We start from the raw sequence: 17,193 nt of genomic DNA on the forward strand, positions 1-17,193 counted from the left end.
GCTACGGCAGGCGCACCGGGCCGAGCTCGGCGTAACGGTCACCGGGGCCCGGGTTGGCCGCGTGGCTCGCGCCGCCCATCTGCTTCATGACGCCCCAGACGGCATTCAGGCCTGTGGTTACGGCACCGTCCACCCAGCCGCCGGTCCAGGAGACATCGTCACCGGCAAGGAAGATGCCGCGGTGTTCCGGCGCGTGGTCCTCCTGCATGAAGTGGCTGTAGAGCCGTTCCTGGTAGCGGTAATGACCGGGCAGGTTGTCGCTGAAGGCGCCAATGAAATTCGGGTCGTCTTCCCAGGAGACTGTGATCGGATCGCCCACGATGTGCGAGGCAATGTCCACGCCGGGGTAGATCTTGCCGAGGGAGTGCAGCATGAGCCGGACACGTTCGTCCGCATCAAGCGGCAACCACTTCAGGGCGTCGTCATTCCACGTGTAGGAGAGGCAGATGAGGGCAGGCTGGTCCGGGCCGTTGTCCAGCAGGTAGGTGCCGCGCGTGAGGCGGTCCGTCAGGGTGGTGGACATGATTTCCTGGCCCGTCACCGGATCGCGGTCCTTCCAGAACGGCCGGTCCACCACCACGAAGGTCTTGGATGACTGCATGTAGTGACTGCGTTCGATCGCGGTCCAAAGCTTGTGGCTGAAAAGGGATTCGTCCACGTCAATACGCGCCGACAACAGCCAGCTCTGGCACGTCGCAATGACTGCCGGGTAGCGGTCGGTGCGCCCCCAACGGTCGGTCACCGCCACCGCGCCCGGTGTGCCGTCGTCGTTCCACTCGCGATGGATGGACCTCACAGCGCCGCGGGTGTTGCCGCCGTGCAGGGAGGCCAACGATGTGCCGGCAGGCCAGTGCGCTGACGTTTCAGGTGAGTGGTCCCAGAGCCGTTCGGGCACCACTTGGGCCCCTCCGATGATCCGGTGCTGATCGGCATCGGCGTCCACGTAGACCACGCGGAGGATCTCCAGGAAGGAATCCGGGAAGTTGGTGTCCCAGCCCCCGGTGCCGAACCCGACTTGGCCAAAGGCCTCACGGTACTCGAACGGCAAGGCGGAAAACGCCTTGGATGTGGCCAGGTAGCCGGAGAAGGACATGTCGTCGAACTGCGGGACCAGTCCGTTCCAGATCCGTTTGATCTCCGCGAGGTCCCGGCGGCGGATGGCATCCTGCATCTCCGCGAAGCAGGCCCGCTCTTGAAGACAGTCGTCCCACGCGGCGGAAACCTGGTGGAAGAATTCCGGCAGGTCCTCGATCTTCTCCGCGTAGTGCTTTTGTCCGCCGAGTTCGATCACCGTACTCCCGGCGGCTGCGGTGAGCGGGTTGGGGAACGGCTGGGTTTCGACGCCGAGCATGTCCGCGTAGTGGTAGAAGGACCGTCCGGACCTCGGGAACCGCATTCCGCCAAGGTCTGCCACCGGACCAAGCTGTCCTTCCGGGCGCCCGGCCCGCAGGCGGCCGCCGATCCGCGAGGACTCGTAAAGGACGGGCTTGAGACCGAGTTTCATCAGTTCGTATGCGGCGATCAGCCCCGACATGCCAGCCCCGACGACGGCGATTTCCGTACCGTGCAGTTCCTCCGGAATGCTGCCAAGGCCTGCCGGATGCGCCAGGTATTCCTCATAGGGGAAGGGAAAATCGGGGTTAAGCATGGTGATGGGTGCCTGGGATGGCATGGCGGGGTTCATTGTTCTCCTGTGAATCACGAAGGGGACGGGAAGGCGGTGCGCTCGCGTACTACGTCGAGGTAGTTGACTTCGCTCCGGGCGCGGCGGACGACGGCGGAGTCGACCGCGGTGACAAGGAGCTCGCCGGAAAGCCCCGAGGCGTTCTCGGTACTGCCGAAAGGGCTGACGATGGTGCTGAGCCCGGCGAATCCCGGCTCCGCCTGGTCCGCATAGGCGATGAAGAGCTGGCTCTCGATGGCCCGTGCCCGGATCAGTACCGTGGGGACCACGGTGACGTCAAAGGGCTTCGGCCCGGCGCTCGTGTCCGGCCGCAGCGGTACGGCCGTTGGAACGCACAGCAGTTCAGCCCCGCGCAGGGCCGCGGAACGGACAAATTCCGGGAACTCCACGTCGAAGCAGATTCCCAGTGCCACCTTCACTCCGTGGAACTCCACAATTTCGGGCAATTCGTCCCCCGGTTGGAACCAGGTTCCTTCCACGGGCCCGAACAGGTGGCTCTTCCGGTAGCGGGTGAGCTCGCGTCCCGCTTCGTCGAACAGGGAGGCGCTGATGTAACGGGATTCCCCCCGGTGCTCCACTGTTGAGGCAACCAGGCCGATACCCGATTCCACCGCGATGGCGGCCAAGCGCCGTCGTTGCTCATCACCGTCCCAGTCGCTGACCGCCGCTGGGTCATAGCCGGGGACAAACAATTCCGGAGTGACGAGCAATCCCGCACCGCGCCGGCTGGCTTCCTGGGCCCAGCCGGCGACAGTGGCGAGATTCGCGTCCGGGTCGCCGGGGCGGCTCGTAGCCTGCAGCACGGCGACCCACAACGCTCCGGCCTCAACGTCCGGTTCTCCCCGGACAGCGGATTCTGTGTTCTGCATGAGTGCATCCTTAGCGTCGTGGTCACGTGCTGCCTCTTCGATGTTCCCAAGCTGCAGGCCTTCGGGCGATGACGGGATAACTCGGAAAACAGCCCGCTTTTTGTACTTTCATACACCGGATGGGGCAGTCCCATGAGAGACGATGGAATAGTGACGATTTCCATGGCTGCGAACGCCGATCCCCACTGGCAAGGCGCCCTCGACCACCTCGCCGAAAACCTCGGCACCCTGGTGGATGGATTCCTGGCGCGGATCCTGAGCGACCGCAACTACGCAGAATCCGGGGTGACATTCGAAGACCTGCGGAGCACCGGCGAACAAAGCCTTGCCGCCATGATCGATGCCCTCAGAAGCGGCGGTACAGAGACCACGGCCCTCGAGTCATTGGCTGATCAGCTCGGCGCCCGCAGGGCCAGGCAAGGAGTACCGCTGGAAAGCCTCATCCGGGCCGTCCGCATGGATTTCGGCGTCCTCTGGGAAGGTCTCGCAGCATCGACCTCAGGCCTGAGCGCTGAGCACCTGGTGGGACGCGGTGAACTGGTGTGGAAGATCGTGGACATTTATGCCTCTCATGTCCAGGCCCGCTACGTCCAGGAGCAGACCGAGATGGAGCGTGCAGACGTGGATCTGCAGCAGCACTATCTGGCCCAGCTTTTCGGTACCCAGGACCCCAGCGCAGCGGACATCAGCCGCATCTGCGGAGCACTGCGTGTCCAGGCGGATTCCGCGTTCCGGGTGGTCGCCCTGGGGCGGGACGACGGCGCCACGGTGCAGCGTCGTCTTCGTATCCACCGGGGAAACGAGCGGGTCTTCAGCATCGCCCAAGGGCACCACACCTTGGTCATCCGCCAACTGCCGGCACGCTCCCACGCCATGGACCTGCGTGAACGCAACTTGTACGACGGCGTATCCGCCGCCGTCGCACCGCTCGCCGAGGGTCTCGCTGCCGTCCGGGAAGCCGGACTGGCGGCGCGGGAAATCATGCGCGACCTGCCGGTCGGCGCCAGGGGAATCTTCACCCTCCGGGACAGGGTTCTCTCCATCGCCCGGCACCGCCTCACCCAGGTGGGCTGTGATCCGGCCCGGGCCGTGCTGGACGGGCTGGAAAAATGCCCGCCGAAGGAACGTGAGCGGATCCTCGAAGCTGTGGCCATGTTCCTGGAGACCGGCAGCCTCGTGGCGACATCCCGGCGCCTGTTCTGCCACCGAAACACGATCGTCAACCGGCTCGCTGCTTTCGAGCGCTACACGGAACTGGACCTCAAGCTTCCCCGCGACGCGGCGATTGCGGTACTCGTCCTGGGGTCCTGAGATCCTGGACCTTCCGTAGCGGAGTCGTTTGGGCATTCGTACATGGATCGCCCGGGATTCGAGGGCTCTTTGTCGATAGGCCTGCTGCAAACCGGCTGGAAGCATTGAAGAGTCGAGATATGAGGCATGTCACACACGGTCCTCTGCCGGCCACCACATTGCACATTCAGAGGAGAGCACCATGCCACAAACGCAACCCGCATCGTCGACCCGGTCCGGTCCGGAAGGGAGCACTCCGGACGAGGGGATGCACCGCGGATTGAAGAACCGCCACCTGCAGCTCATCGCGATCGGCGGGGCGATCGGCACCGGCCTGTTCATGGGCTCGGGGCGGCTCGCCTCGGCCTCCGGTCCGTCGATCATCTTCGTCTACGCCATCATCGGCTTCTTCGTCTTCCTCATCATGCGGATGCTCGGCGAACTGCTGCTCTCAAACCTGCATTACAAGACCTTCGGCGACATTGCCAAAGACCTGCTCGGCCCGTGGGCCGGCTTCTTTGTCTCGTGGAACTACTGGTTCTCCTGGGTGATTGCCTGCGTTGCCGACATTACTGCGATCGTCGCGTACACCCAGTTCTTTTGGGCGGAGATCCCGTTGTGGGTTCCGGCCCTCTGTGCCGCGGTCCTGCTGTTGATTCTCAACCTGCAGCCTGTGAAGTGGTTCGGCGAGATGGAGTTTTGGTTCGCGATCATTAAGATCATTGCCATCCTCGCACTCATCGGTGTCGGTGCCGTGCTGATCCTCACCGGTTTCACCCACAACGGTTTCCAGGCCTCAATCTCCCACCTCTGGGATCAGGGCGGCATGTTCCCGATGGGGCTGAGCGGTTTCGTTCTCGGATTCCAGATGGGCGTGTTCTCCTTCATCGGCGTCGAACTCGTCGGAACTGCCGCAGCCGAAACCGAGAACCCGCGCAGGAACCTGCCCAAGGCGATCAATTCGATCGTGGTACGCATCCTCATCTTCTACGTCGCCTCACTGGCCATCATCATGAGCATCACCTCCTGGACCGAACTCGTGCCGGGCAAGAGCCCCTTCGTCCAGACGTTCCTGCTTGCCGGATTCGTCCCCGCAGCCCTCGTCATCAACCTTGTCGTCCTGAGTTCTGCAGCGTCCAGCGCAAACTCGGGCGTCTACTCCGGAACCCGGATGCTCTTCGGCCTTGCCAAGGATGGACACGCCCCTGCAAAACTCGCCCTCACCGACGCCCGTGGAGTGCCCACCCGCGCTGTGTTCGTCACCGCTGTATTGCTGTTCACCGCGATCCCCCTGCTCTACGCGGGTGATGGGGTTGCCGCCGCATTCGATTTCGTCTCGACGATGTGCGCAACCCTCGTGCTGTTTACCTGGGGTTCAATCGTTGTCAGCTACATCGTGTACCTCCGACGGCACCCGGAACGGCACTCAGCATCCCGGTTCCGGGTACCGTTCGCCCGGGTGGCCCCTTGGCTTGTCCTTGCCTTTTTCGTCTTCCTCCTCTGCGCGTTCATGTACAGCGAAGGAACACGCTGGGCCACACTGGCTACGCCAGTTTGGTTCCTGCTGTTGGCCGTCTTTTGGCAGATCCGCAAGCGCGCGCTGATCCGTGAAGGTCGGCCGCTCACGGGCGCCATCTCTACCGTTCCGCACCCACTTGACGCGAACGAAGACCTCTGACCAAGGGGCTCCAGGGACCGACACCATCCAGGTGAGGGTCCCTGGACTTCGTTCGACCGTGAGCAATGCGAAAGTCATGCCAATCAGGCATGAAAACCGTGCGGAATAAGTATTGGACGGCATGGCTCGCGGCTCGAAATACTGGTTCTGATCAAGCATTCCCCCAGTGATGTGGAGTAGTAACCGTGAGCCAAGAACCCCACCACGCCGGCCAGGCGATCGTCGATTCGCTGGCCCTGCATGGCGTCAAGCGAATCTTTGCCGTCCCAGGTGAGAGCTACCTGGCCGTCCTCGACGGACTGCACGGCGCAGACATCGAGACCATCGTTGTCCGCCAGGAAGGCGGGGCCTCCTATATGGCCGAGGCACACGGCAAAATCACCGGCGAACCCGGCGTAGCCATGGTGACCCGCGGCCCCGGCGCCGCCAACGCCTTCATCGCACTGCACACCGCCTGGCAGGACGGAACTCCCATGGTCCTGTTCGTTGGCCTGGTGCCGGTGGCGGACCGCATGCGGGAATCCTTCCAGGAATTCGATCCCCATGCCTGGTTCGGAACCCAAGCCAAGCGCGTCTTCGTCCTGGACGAACCCGGCCGCGCCTCGGAGGTCGTGGCGGAGGCCTTCTTCGCCGCGAAATCCGGCCGTCCCGGGCCGGTAGTGGTCGGCCTCCCGGAAGACGTCATCACCAAGGACTTCACCGGGGCGCTGACCCAACCCATCCCCGTGGCCGAAGGTGCCGTGTCCGGCGCCGAGCTGAGCACCATCTTGGACGCCCTGCGCGGCGCGGAAAAGCCCCTCCTCTTGGTCGGCGGCCAGCGTTGGACGCCGGAGGCCGCGGCTGCCATCACCGCCTTCGCCGAACGCAACGGCTTGCCTGTTGCCCAGGATTGGCATGCTTCGGACCGCATCCCGTTCTCCTCTCCGATCAATCTCGGCTCTCTCGGCTACAGCCGCAACGACACCGTGGCGCGGATGTTCGAGGAAGCTGACGTCGTCGTCGGGATCGGGGCGGTTCCCGGCGATGTCGCCACAGACGGGTTCACCCTCCGCCAGCGCCCCGACGCCGTCAACCACCTCGTCTCGATCGACTCCACGCTCCGTGGCCGGTCCGGCGCCATCAGCTCGCACGTCCTCGCCTCGCCGGTCGCCTTTGCCGCTGCCCTCGAAGCTCTCGGCGACGCCGCTGATCTCGGCCGCCAGGAAGCTTGGACCGAATGGGCTTCCGCCGGGCATGCAGCCCACCTGAAATACGCGGAAATCGCGGACGACGCCGCCCTGCCGCCAACCGCGGAAGGCACCGCGCACATGAGCACGGTGATCCGGGAACTTGTGGCCCGCCTGCCGCACGACGCCGTCAACACGCTCGGCGCCGGTAACCACACGCTCTGGGCACAGCGTTTCTTCCCCACCGAAGTGTTCCCGTCCCAGCTGGCCACCCGCAATGGCTCCATGGGCTACTCCATCCCCGCCGCCGTCGCCTCCGTCCTGGAGAACCCGGACCGGCTCGCAGTGGCAGTCTGTGGCGACGGCGAGTTCCTCATGAACGGGCAGGAACTCGCCACGGCTGCCCAGTACGGGGCACCTTTGTTGACCATAGTCCTGGACAACAGCCAGTACTCCACCATCCGCGCCCACCAGGAAAAGCACTTCCCGGGAAGGGTTTCCGGTACGCAGCTCGCGAACCCTGACTTCGCAGCCCTCTCCCGCGCCTTTGGCGGCCACGGCGAAACCGTGCGCGGCGACAAGGAAGCGGCCGACGCCGTCGAACGTGCCCTTGATGCCGTGCTGACCCGCCGGGTGAGTGCGCTCATCCACGTCGTCGCAGACCAGTCCCTGATCGAACCGTGAGCGCCATGACAACGTCCGATCCCCGAAAAGGAACCAGCATGTACAAGGTGACCAACCCCGCCACCGGATCGGTGGAGGCCGTCTACCCCTCCGCCACGGATGCCCAGATCGAAGAAGCCGCGGCTCGCGCTGAGGCGGCCCGGATCCCGCTCAAGGCAATGAGCCCGGCGGAGCGCTCTGTGCTGCTGCACCGCGTGGCCGGTCTGCACCAGGAGCGCCGGGAGGAACTGGCGTCCATCATCACCAGGGAGATGGGCAAACCGATCGCGCAGGCCCGCGGCGAGGTGGACATCGTCGTCTCGATCTACCGCTACTACGCGGACAACGGCCCCGGATTCCTGGTAGAGGAATCCATCAACGCCGTCGCCGGCGGCCGCACCGTGGTCCGCAAGGAACCCTTGGGCGTCCTCCTGGGCATCATGCCGTGGAACTTCCCGTACTACCAGGTTGCCCGCTTCGCCGCGCCGAACCTGATGCTGGGCAACCCGGTGTTGCTCAAGCATGCGCCGCAGTGCCCTGAATCAGCTCTCGCCATGGAAGCGATCTTCCGAGACGCCGGTGCACCGGACGGCGCCTACGTGAACCTCTTCGCCAGCAATGAGCAGGTGGCGGCACTGATCGCCGATACCCGCATCCAGGGCGTTTCCCTCACCGGTTCCGAGCGGGCCGGCGCGGCCGTTGCCGCGGCCGCGGGCGCTGAACTGAAGAAGGTAGTGCTGGAGCTGGGCGGTTCGGATCCGTTCATCGTGCTCGACGCCGGCAACCTGGACGAAGTGGTGAAGCAGGCGGTGGGCAGCCGGACCTTCAACGCAGGTCAGGCCTGCAACGCCGCCAAGCGGTTCATTGTGTTGGATGAGGTCTACGACGAGTTCGTGTCCCGCTTCGTCGCGCAGACAGCGGCACTGCAGCCAGGCGATCCCACCGATGAGCGCACCGCCATGGGGCCGATGTCTTCCGTGGCGGCGGCCGAAGGCCTGCAGGTGCAAGTGGAGCGCGCCGTTCTGCAGGGCGCCACTGTACTGCTCGACGGCGGCCGGCAGGACCGCCCGGGAGCCTATTTCAAGCCGATGGTGCTGGCGGGTATCACAGAGGACATGGATGTCTACCGGCAGGAACTCTTCGGTCCTGTTGCGATGGTGTTCCGGGTCCGTGACGAGGACGAAGCCGTCCGGGTGGCCAACGGCACACCCTTCGGCCTCGGTGCTTCAGTCCACTCGACTGACGAGAACCGCGCCGCGCGGGTTGCGGACCGGATCGAAGCGGGAATGGTCCACGTCAATGAGGCCGGGGGCAGTTCCGCCGAACTGCCGTTCGGCGGCGTCAAACGCTCGGGCGTCGGACGCGAACTGGGACGCTACGGCATGGACGAATTCGTGAACCGGAAACTGGTCCGCGTCCGTGAAACGGCACGGCCATGATCATCCGCGAACTGGAACAGATCCTTGGCCCGGGCAAAGTCTCCACGGATCCTGCATTGCTGGAGGAGTACAGCCGGGACCAGGCCCCACACCAGCCGGAAGCCCGGGCCCTCGCCGTCGTGTTTGCGGAATCCACCGGTGACGTCCAGGCAACGGTCAGAGCCTGTGCCTCCGCGGGGACGCGGCTGGTTCCCCGCGGCGCCGGTTCAGGGCTTTCCGGCGGTGCCCATGCTGTGAAGGCCTGCGTCATCCTGAGCTTGGAACGCATGAACCGCATCCTGGAGCTGCGCGCCGAAGACGAAGTGGCCGTCGTCGAGCCCGGAGTGGTGAACGCGGCCCTCAACGCGGCCGCCGCGGAGCACGGCCTCATGTATGCCCCGGACCCCGCCAGCTTCACGTTCGCAACCATCGGCGGGAACATCGGCACCAACGCCGGCGGCCTGCGGTGTGCCAAATACGGCGTTACCCGCGATTCCGTGCTTGCATTGGACGTGGTCCTGGCCGACGGTGAGCTCATCCGCCTGGGCCACGACACCTTCAAGGGCGTGGCCGGATACGACCTGGTGGCCCTGTTGGTGGGCTCGGAAGGGACGCTGGGCGTCGTAGTTGGAGCAACCCTCCGGCTCAAGCACCTTCCCGTGAAAGTCTGCACCATCGCAGCTTTCTTCCCGGACCTTCCCGCTGCTGCGGCCGGAGTGCTGGCGATCGGCCGGGCCCGGGTCCAGCCCACCATCATGGAACTCATGGACCATGCGTCCATCGCTGACGCCGATGCGCTCAACGGCACGGACCTCGCCAGCCGATGCACGGTCCTGTTGCTCATCCAGACCGACGGCTACGGCGCGGAGGCGGAGGCCGCCGTCGTCCGTGACATCCTGGCGGCGGGAGGCGGAACGCTGTCCGCCCCGGATGATCCTGCGGCAGAAATCTTCGTCCAACTGCGGCGGAACAGCCGCGGTTCCGGCACCGAGAACGATCTACGCGTAGGCGAGGACGTGGCCGTGCCCCGGTCACGACTGGTGGACTATGCCCGGGAGCTGGAGCGGATCAGCCAGGAACACGGTGTCTTCATGAAGATGGTGGCCCACGCAGGGGACGGGAACCTCCACCCCATGTTCTGGGCAGAACCGGAAGACGGCTGCCGGGACGAAGCCTTGGCACGACTCGGAAAAGCCTTGGACGAGTCGGTGCGGGTGGCCCTCGCGATGGGCGGCACCATCACGGGCGAGCACGGCATAGGGAGCTTCAAGCTTCCGTGGCTTGGATGGGAACACTCTGAGCGCGTCCGCGAACTGGCACGCGGAATCAAGGACGTCTTCGACCCCGATGGCATCCTGAACCCCGGCAAGGCTATATAGGGAACCCGGACAATACTGCCGGACGGATACAGATAGCCGGCAGCTGGCATCCCAGGACATGAAACCACAATGCCGCTGAGGAGCCTGCCCAAGGTACTCGGAGTCCGCGGCTACCGCACCGACCTCACCAGCCCCGGCGTCCTGGAACGCCAGCTCCACGCGAACGCCCAAGCCGAGGCGGCGCATGGCAAGGAGAAGAGACGTGATGGGACAGGAGAAGATCGTCCTGGACTTCATGCAGGACGTACTGAACGGTCACAACGGCGGGCACGCCGCGCAATACTTCACCGAGGACATGGCCTGGCATGGCGGCACCGTCGGCACGGTCGCTGGACGCGACGCGGTCGCAAGACTGATGACGGCCGTCGTCGCGGCGATCCCTGACCTGCAGGCCGACGTTCAGGACATGGTGATCCAAGACGACAAGGTAGTCGTCCGACTCGTGGTCACCGGCACCCAGAGGGGCGACATTCTGGGCGTTCCTCAACGACACCGGCACGTTCAAGGCACCGTGGATTCAGTAGAAGATAAGCGAGCCAGACGTATGCTCAGCTCCACCGCCGAATCCCGCTCGCTCGCGAGCCGGCCTCTAGGAACCACAAGAGCGGCAGGCAATGGGGACGGCCGGCACGAGATGGTGCTGGCCTTCCCTATGCGCGGATCTCAGTGGCTATCGGCACGTAGGCAGATTGAGGCGACGAACCGTAGGCAGGATCGGCTGATCGGCGCCGTAAGAGACGGTCGCAGTTTTCGCTGTAGTCTCTTGCCGTCCGCGAGGCCTCCTTACCCCCGGTCCGGCCCAACATCAGCCCAGGAGGGCCGCCTCTTCTCGGGTTGGATGAGCGATCGCTCCCCCCGTGCACACCACCGTCGCACCCGACCGTTGGTGGACGCTGCCGGGGCGGGATCTGGTCTCCGGATCTGGCATCCGGTTCCGCAAAACGGATGCTATTCAGGGGCAAAGCGACCATGCGCGGGCTTTCATACAGTACAGAAGCCCCTTCGAACGCGTCCCAAGTTCCAAGGTTCTCTCGGGGTCCTACGCGGCGACGGCCAGGAACCCACGTCGTTTGTGCATGTCACGCCTCGTGGGGTGCCCCTTGCGCGTGGGCCACACGTGTTGACCTGGTGATTGCACCCGTCGGGGCTTGGATGGTTGAGCGGGTCATAAGCTCGCGATTGCTGGCCTGTGCCGCGTCGAGTTCGCCGTCTCGTTCTGCAGATTGCCGGCGTTGTTCTGCGGTCTGTTGTTCCAGCTCGCTGACGCGGCGGTGCAGTCTGTCGACACAGCACCGCGACTTCGGTCATCCCAAGCGTCCTCCATTTGCGATAGCCAACGCCCAATCGAACCTCAACTTCCCCTCCTGGGAGTAGGACCATCCGGATTGCCCACTTACAAGGAGAGGTACGGTCCTTCACGCCGTCCAAAGTCTGCACGACCACGCCCGTTCAAGGGGTCAAATTCAGCATCTCGACATAACGGTCGATCATCATGTGTTGCCCTTTGATCTTGGAGATCAGCTCCGGGCTGGCGATCTCGCCGTCGGGCAGTTGTCCCGAACCGCCCGCGGGCCCCAGAGGAAGGATGATGACGGGTCTCGACGGCGCATAAGCGGCCAGTTCCGCGGAGCCCTCCAACCGGGCTTGGATGTTCTTGGCAACCACCACGGCCTGGCGTCCCGCGACGCCGGCCTTGTTCACGTCGATCGTTGAGATGTCGCCCAGGGCGTAGACCTTCTCGAAGCCCACTACGCGGAGTTCCGGGGTGACTTCCAGATAGCCATCCGATGTCCGCGCGGCGAGAAGGTCTCCCGAGACATAATCCGTCTGTGGGGCGATTCCGTAGCAGCGGAACCAGATGTCCGCCTCAATGGCAATGCCGTCCTTGGTGTTGACCGTGAAAGTGCCTAGCTCGCCGGCGGGAACCGGAGGCAGCTGCACCAGCGGACTGCCCATGATTCGCCGGATACCGATCTCATCCAATTGCCGGTTGACCTCCCCGCGGAGGCGAGGATCGTACGGTCCAGGAAGGATGTCGGGCGCAAGGTCGACTAGAGCGACGTCCTTGTCCGGCCATGCCGCGGCGATTTCGCCTGCAAATTCAAGGCCCACTGCCCCGGCCCCGAGGAGCATCACTTTGCTGGCACGCTTGAGGTCGTCATGTGCGGCTTGGTAGCGGTCTATAGCCTCGGTGGTGACCACGCGATCGCTCTTGGCCGGGAAGGGGTAGCTGGAACCGCTCGCAAGGACTATGTAGTCCGGCGCCAGCCGCCTTCCGGAGGCCAATTTGACTGTGTGCCCGTCCACCCTGACGGCCCGGTCGTGGAGCACCTGACCCCGCTCCAGCAGGCGGTCATAGGGAAGGAACATGCGTGGCAGGAAGTCCGGCTGCACCACGGACCGCAGTGCCGCGATGTTGTGCACGAACGCGTCCTTGGGCTCCACCAAAGTGACCATTGCATGTTTGTCCAGCGCCTTGGCTACGGCAATGCCACCGTAGCCTCCACCGACAATCACCACAGTGGCGTTCGGAACGCGGTCGTTCATAACAACTCCTTTGTGGAAGAAGCTCTCGTTGATCGGCTCGTACCGATCGGATCGTTTAAGGAGAATAACGATTTTAAAAGGTCAATAATTTCCCGAATGATAGGATTTTTCTGATGAGTACTTCAGCAGCAGGCAAGCAACTGGGGTTTCTCTTGGCGCGCCACGGGCGCATCATGAACACGCGCCTTCGCCAAGCGCTGGACTCCTCCGGACTCAGCCCGAGGCATGCGGTCCTCCTGTGCCGGCTTGAAGAGTCCGGACCCATCAGCCAGCAACACCTCATCGAAATTCTCGTCATCGATGCCAGCGCTCTTGTGTCCGTCCTGAACGATCTTGAAAACGAAAGGCTCGTGGAACGTCGCCGAGATCCCGCGGACCGCCGTCGACATATCGTGGAAATCACCGTGGAAGGCAAGCGCGCGGTCGCGTCGATCGAACTTGCTCTGGCCGACGTCGAGCGGGAGGCCTTTGCTGGGTTCTCCGCCGATGAACTCTCCCAACTCCATGGACTGTTGTCGCGGATACATGCCGAACCCGCAGACGAAGCCCGCGACGAGGATTGAGTGCATTGGAACCGTTGCAGAGGGCGGTCAACATTAGTGGTTACCTTGCCACAGGGCCAGGCGCCCCCTTACGTTCGTCCGGTCAAGCTCCTTGCTGATAGAACGATGGTCATCTACTCCACCGAGTGGCCACATTCAAGCAGACAACGCTGACAGTGAGCCCACGCTGCACCTTTTCCGGGCAGAGAGTAATAGTCCTGGGCCAGCAATCCTCGTGAAGAACCGCACATCATTCCGTGCCAAGCCGCACGGACGAAGGCCCCTGCGTGTTTGAAGCATGCAGGGGCCTTCCAGTAGCCGATCCCTAAACCGGTGCCCGGCTCATGCCCGTCGAGGTGATGCCGGGAACAGCTGGGGTCAGGCGCCCTGTGAGCCGTTGACGGCGGCAGAGGCTGTGCGGATGAGGTCCGCGACGGCTTTGGGCTGGGAGACGTAGATCGCGTGGCTGCCGGGCGTCTGGGCGACGGTTGCCCCAATGCGCTCTGCCATAGCGGCCTGGGCCGCCGGCGGGATCATTCGGTCCTCGCTCACGTGCAGGTACCAGCTCGGCTTTACCCGCCAGGCTGCCTGGGTAACGGTGCCGCCGAACGCCTCGAGGCCCCAGGGAACCTGCGAGTCGGCCATGAAGCCGGCTTCTTCGGTACTGACGTCACCGGCGAATGAGTCTGCGAACTTCTCCCGGTCGAGGGAGAGAAAGCCGTTCACCGGGGGCAGGATGGGCGGCTGGGGACCGTCTGCCGGGAATGTCCCGAGCAGCGTGTTCACCGACTCGCCCTGGTCCGGGGCGAAGGCGGTGATGTAGACGAGGGCCGCGACCTTTTCGTGCGTGCCGGCTTCGGTGATGACTGCGCCACCATACGAGTGTCCGACCAGTACGACGGGACCGTCAGCCTGGTCGAGCACATCCCGGGTGCTGGCCGCATCGCCGGCGAGCGATACGGTGGGGTTCTGCACTACCCGCACCTCGTGTCCGTGAGCCCTCAGTTCGTCGTACACGCCGCGCCAGCCGGCGCCGTCGACGAAGCCGCCGTGGACGAGGACGATGGTTGCATTCATGATCTGACTCCTTGGGTTCTCCGTTGGTGGATACCCATGACATTAGATTTCGCCGGGCCTCCGGCAATCCGTCAGATGACGTAGTTCGGTGACGTCCCGCTCAGGCGACCGGTCTGCTGCCCGTGAGCGCGTCACGTAGAGCGGCCCGTGACTCGACGCCGAGCTTGGGAAACACCCGCGACAGGTGGGTCGAGACGGTGCGGGGTGAGAGGAACAGCTGTGCTCCGATCTGCTTGTTCGTCAGCCCCGTTGCGGCAAGACGCGCGACGGCGGCCTCTTGCGGGGTCAGTGCGTCCACGCCTGGCGCGCCGCCGCCCGAAGCGTGCAGCTCGCGCAGTGCCCGCGCCGCCCAGGGCTCCGCGCCAAGGGCCCTGAAGGACCCAAGCGCCGAGTCGAGCTGTGTCCTGGCCTCGCCCGGTGACTGTGCGCGGCGAAGCTGTTCGCCGTAGACGAGTCTCACACGGGCCCGGTCGAAGACCCAGCGCTCCGCTCCCGGAGTCGAGAGGGCCCGCTCGAACCGTTCACGCCAGCCCGTCTCGGCAACGAGCGCGCCGGCGGCTGTGACGAGCATTCCGAGCCGCGAGGAGCGCTTTGCCAGGCCGGCCTCCTCCGCCGCACGTACGTGGGCAGCGGCCTCGCGCGAACGACCGGAGCGGACGGCCGCCTCGACGAGATCGAAGACCAGCCAAACTGCGTGCGGCAGGAAAGGCTGCAGCGTGCCGGCCGGGCTGACCGACGCTGCATGGCGGTACGCCGACTCGAAACGGCCGTGAGGCAACTGCAACATGCAGCGGATGTGCGAGGCATAGGCGGCCAAGGCATACAGGCGGCGCGGTGCCGCCCACAGGAGCACCTGTTCGGCGGCCCTGTCGGCGACGTCCTCCCGCCCACGTGCTGCATCGAGAAGCCCGCGCAGATACCTCCCCGGAGCCGCGGTGAGCGCATAGCCCAGCTCGTCGCATAGGCGCAGGCCGTCGTCGGTGACGCGTTCAAGCTCGTCCCAACGGCCAGCGAACCAAGCATCGTTTCCGATGAGGAAGAGCGCCTCGATCTCCTTGGCCACGGCCCCACCGCGACGGCCGTCTTCGACCACCCTCCACAGCGGATCAACCGCACGGTGCACCCGGTCCAAATAGGCGCCAGCCGTCGCCATGCGCGTGATAAGCACGGGGTTGGACGTAAAGCCCAGACGGTCAAGAGCGGCATCGAACCAGTCCAGCAGCCCGGCGTCGGCCCTGGCAGGGTCGCTGAACGCGCCGTCGAGCAGTTCGATCGTCTCCGGTGGAGCAGGCACGAAGCGCCGCACCTGGCTCCGCGTGGCTTCGGAGAAGTCCGGACGCCCTGCATAGAAACTGACCAAGAGCAGGGTCGCGACCGCCTCCACCGTTTGCTCGTCACGGGCATCGAGCCCGCCGAGCGAGGCGTCGAGCGCGACGATTAACAGGCGGTGCGCGCTCGACGCGTCCCCTTCGCTGTTGAGCAGGTGGTAAGCCGCTGCGGTGACATGCGCGAGGGACGGGGCTGCAAACGGATCCGGGTGGGCGCTGGCGAGCAGGCGCGGCGCATCCTGCAGTCCGCCCGTGACAAGCGAACCAAGGTAGGCGGCGCGTGCGAGCCGCCGCCCCCGGGTAGCAATGACCGTGCTGAGTTCCGCTGCCCTCAACATCGCCGCGGTGGCCCGCCCGCCGTCGCCCGATTGCAGTAGCTCATCGGAGACGACTTCCAGCAGCCCGGCGATCGCTTCGTCGGGGCCCGAAGCTGACTGTCCCAGATGCCAAGCGCGTCTCTTCGGCTCCGCGGCGAACGCTTCAGCGAGGAGGGCGTGCGCATGGCGACGTTCCTCGGCGCTCGACTGCTCGAACACAGCCGAGCGGATGAGTGGATGGCGGAACTTCATGCGGCCCGTCCGCGGATTGACACGCACGATACCGGCACGGGCGGCCGGTTCCAGATCTTCCTGGCTACGCGTGGGCAAAAGGTTCTCAAAGGTCACGCTGTGTTCCGCTCCCGCCAGCACTACGAACAACAGCACGTCCCGCGTCGCCCTTGGCAAAGAACGGAGGCGTCCTGCATAGATCGCCCCGAGCCGCTCGGTGAGCGGCAAGGGGTCATCTGACGGGCGCGCCACGCCTTCGAGCGCGGCCGGAAGATCCAGCAGCGCAAGCGGGTTGCCCGCCGCATCCGTCATGATGCGCCCCCGCACGACGGCGGGAAGGGCGGGGAACCGTTCGGCGAGCAACGCATTGGCGCTCTCTTCGGAGAGCGGCCTGAGTATGTGCGCGTCGAAACCGCTGCGCACGAAAACGTTTTCGAGTTCGAATCGAGCGGCAACGATCAACCGGACGTCAGCGTCGCGCAGACGCCGCGCCGCATAGGTGAGGACCATGCCGCTCGGCAGGTCCAGCCAAGGCACATCGTCGATGACGATGAAAAGCGGTGCTGCCTTCGCCGCCGCCGTAACGAGGGCGAGCACCGCCGCGCCAGCAATGAGCTGGGCGGGCGGCGGACCTGCCTCGAGACCACACATCACCGCGATCGCGCGCTGATGGACTTCTTCCAGGGCCGGCAGCTGGTCCAGCAACGGGTAGAGGATCTGGTTGAGAGCGCCGTAGTTGAGTTCAGCCTCGTACTCAAGGGCTGTGACCCGAAGGACCCGGCGGCCTGCGTGGCCGGCACAATCGGCCGCGGCGTCAAGCAGTGCCGTCTTGCCCGCCCCGGGCTCGCCGCTCAGAATCAAGACGGGGGAAGCAACCGGCACACCGGGACGGACGAAGGACGAGATGAGTTCGAGCTCCGCGTCCCGCCCGAACAGTGTCATGTCGGAATTGTCATGCCGGCAAGCAGCCGAGCGCAATGGAATTGACGCCGCAGTCGCACGGC

At 64.9% G+C, this 17,193-nt stretch carries 12 protein-coding genes; 7 read left to right on the forward strand and 5 right to left on the reverse strand.

The window, feature by feature from the left end; translation table 11 throughout:
* Position 1: 1 nt before the first annotated feature.
* Together ACNQPB_RS18875 and ACNQPB_RS18880 are read right to left on the reverse strand one after the other, a co-directional pair.
* Positions 2-1,672, reverse strand: a complete 1,671-nt coding sequence (locus ACNQPB_RS18875) for a flavin monoamine oxidase family protein (protein ID WP_498753958.1) — start codon at positions 1,670-1,672, stop codon at positions 2-4.
* Between the two features lie 26 nt (positions 1,673-1,698).
* A complete protein-coding gene (locus tag ACNQPB_RS18880) occupies positions 1,699-2,553 on the reverse strand; it encodes a nitrilase-related carbon-nitrogen hydrolase (RefSeq protein WP_498753959.1) in 855 nt (284 codons plus the stop codon).
* A gap of 150 nt (positions 2,554-2,703) precedes the next feature.
* Between ACNQPB_RS18880 and ACNQPB_RS18885 the strand changes: the two genes are divergently transcribed.
* The 6 genes from ACNQPB_RS18885 to ACNQPB_RS18910 all read left to right on the forward strand — a co-directional run bounded on the left by ACNQPB_RS18885 (position 2,704) and on the right by ACNQPB_RS18910 (position 11,279).
* Positions 2,704-3,864, forward strand: a complete 1,161-nt coding sequence (locus ACNQPB_RS18885; protein WP_498753960.1) for an RsbRD N-terminal domain-containing protein — start codon at positions 2,704-2,706, stop codon at positions 3,862-3,864.
* A 181-nt stretch (positions 3,865-4,045) separates the two neighbouring features.
* A complete protein-coding gene (locus tag ACNQPB_RS18890; protein ID WP_498753961.1) occupies positions 4,046-5,521 on the forward strand; it encodes an amino acid permease in 1,476 nt (491 codons plus the stop codon).
* A 185-nt stretch (positions 5,522-5,706) separates the two neighbouring features.
* Positions 5,707-7,371 (forward strand): thiamine pyrophosphate-dependent enzyme, encoded by a 1,665-nt coding sequence (locus ACNQPB_RS18895; protein ID WP_498753962.1) that lies wholly within the window; start codon positions 5,707-5,709, stop codon positions 7,369-7,371.
* A 38-nt stretch (positions 7,372-7,409) separates the two neighbouring features.
* Positions 7,410-8,789, forward strand: a complete 1,380-nt coding sequence (locus tag ACNQPB_RS18900) for an NAD-dependent succinate-semialdehyde dehydrogenase (RefSeq protein ID WP_498753963.1) — start codon at positions 7,410-7,412, stop codon at positions 8,787-8,789.
* On the forward strand, positions 8,786-10,147 hold the full coding sequence (locus tag ACNQPB_RS18905; protein WP_498753964.1) for an FAD-binding oxidoreductase: 1,362 nt from the start codon (positions 8,786-8,788) through the stop codon (positions 10,145-10,147). Before ACNQPB_RS18900 ends, ACNQPB_RS18905 begins: the two co-directional genes overlap by 4 nt.
* A 205-nt stretch (positions 10,148-10,352) precedes the next feature.
* Positions 10,353-11,279 (forward strand): ester cyclase, encoded by a 927-nt coding sequence (locus ACNQPB_RS18910; protein WP_498753965.1) that lies wholly within the window; start codon positions 10,353-10,355, stop codon positions 11,277-11,279.
* A gap of 317 nt (positions 11,280-11,596) precedes the next feature.
* On the opposite strand, the gene ACNQPB_RS18915 is transcribed toward ACNQPB_RS18910, so the two are convergent.
* A complete protein-coding gene (locus ACNQPB_RS18915; protein WP_498753966.1) occupies positions 11,597-12,694 on the reverse strand; it encodes an FAD-dependent oxidoreductase in 1,098 nt (365 codons plus the stop codon).
* 113 nt (positions 12,695-12,807) lie between these two features.
* On the opposite strand from ACNQPB_RS18915, the gene ACNQPB_RS18920 reads away from it, so the two are divergent.
* On the forward strand, positions 12,808-13,257 hold the full coding sequence (locus ACNQPB_RS18920) for a MarR family winged helix-turn-helix transcriptional regulator (RefSeq protein ID WP_498753967.1): 450 nt from the start codon (positions 12,808-12,810) through the stop codon (positions 13,255-13,257).
* A gap of 357 nt (positions 13,258-13,614) precedes the next feature.
* Here the strand turns inward: ACNQPB_RS18920 and ACNQPB_RS18925 are convergent, their stop codons facing one another.
* Both ACNQPB_RS18925 and ACNQPB_RS18930 read right to left on the reverse strand, forming a co-directional pair.
* A complete protein-coding gene (locus ACNQPB_RS18925) occupies positions 13,615-14,313 on the reverse strand; it encodes an alpha/beta fold hydrolase (RefSeq protein ID WP_498753968.1) in 699 nt (232 codons plus the stop codon).
* Between the two features lie 100 nt (positions 14,314-14,413).
* Positions 14,414-17,131 (reverse strand): helix-turn-helix transcriptional regulator, encoded by a 2,718-nt coding sequence (locus tag ACNQPB_RS18930; protein ID WP_498753969.1) that lies wholly within the window; start codon positions 17,129-17,131, stop codon positions 14,414-14,416.
* Between the last annotated feature and the right edge of the window lie 62 nt (positions 17,132-17,193).

Source organism: Curtobacterium sp. LFS079 (genome assembly GCF_047977865.1).
In the GTDB taxonomy this organism is placed as follows: domain Bacteria; phylum Actinomycetota; class Actinomycetes; order Actinomycetales; family Micrococcaceae; genus Arthrobacter.

What these genes read in the sequence shown, in the direction of transcription:
- ACNQPB_RS18900 (WP_498753963.1), top strand. Translation starts at nt 7,410, where the DNA reads ATGTACAAGGTGACCAACCCCGCCACCGGATCGGTGGAGGCCGTCTAC.
- ACNQPB_RS18875 (WP_498753958.1), bottom strand. Translation starts at nt 1,672, where the DNA reads ATGCCATCCCAGGCACCCATCACCATGCTTAACCCCGATTTTCCCTTC.
- ACNQPB_RS18880 (WP_498753959.1), bottom strand. Translation starts at nt 2,553, where the DNA reads ATGCAGAACACAGAATCCGCTGTCCGGGGAGAACCGGACGTTGAGGCC.
- ACNQPB_RS18930 (WP_498753969.1), bottom strand. Translation starts at nt 17,131, where the DNA reads ATGACACTGTTCGGGCGGGACGCGGAGCTCGAACTCATCTCGTCCTTC.
- ACNQPB_RS18890 (WP_498753961.1), top strand. Translation starts at nt 4,046, where the DNA reads ATGCCACAAACGCAACCCGCATCGTCGACCCGGTCCGGTCCGGAAGGG.
- ACNQPB_RS18915 (WP_498753966.1), bottom strand. Translation starts at nt 12,694, where the DNA reads ATGAACGACCGCGTTCCGAACGCCACTGTGGTGATTGTCGGTGGAGGC.
- ACNQPB_RS18920 (WP_498753967.1), top strand. Translation starts at nt 12,808, where the DNA reads ATGAGTACTTCAGCAGCAGGCAAGCAACTGGGGTTTCTCTTGGCGCGC.
- ACNQPB_RS18905 (WP_498753964.1), top strand. Translation starts at nt 8,786, where the DNA reads ATGATCATCCGCGAACTGGAACAGATCCTTGGCCCGGGCAAAGTCTCC.
- ACNQPB_RS18925 (WP_498753968.1), bottom strand. Translation starts at nt 14,313, where the DNA reads ATGAATGCAACCATCGTCCTCGTCCACGGCGGCTTCGTCGACGGCGCC.
- ACNQPB_RS18910 (WP_498753965.1), top strand. Translation starts at nt 10,353, where the DNA reads ATGGGACAGGAGAAGATCGTCCTGGACTTCATGCAGGACGTACTGAAC.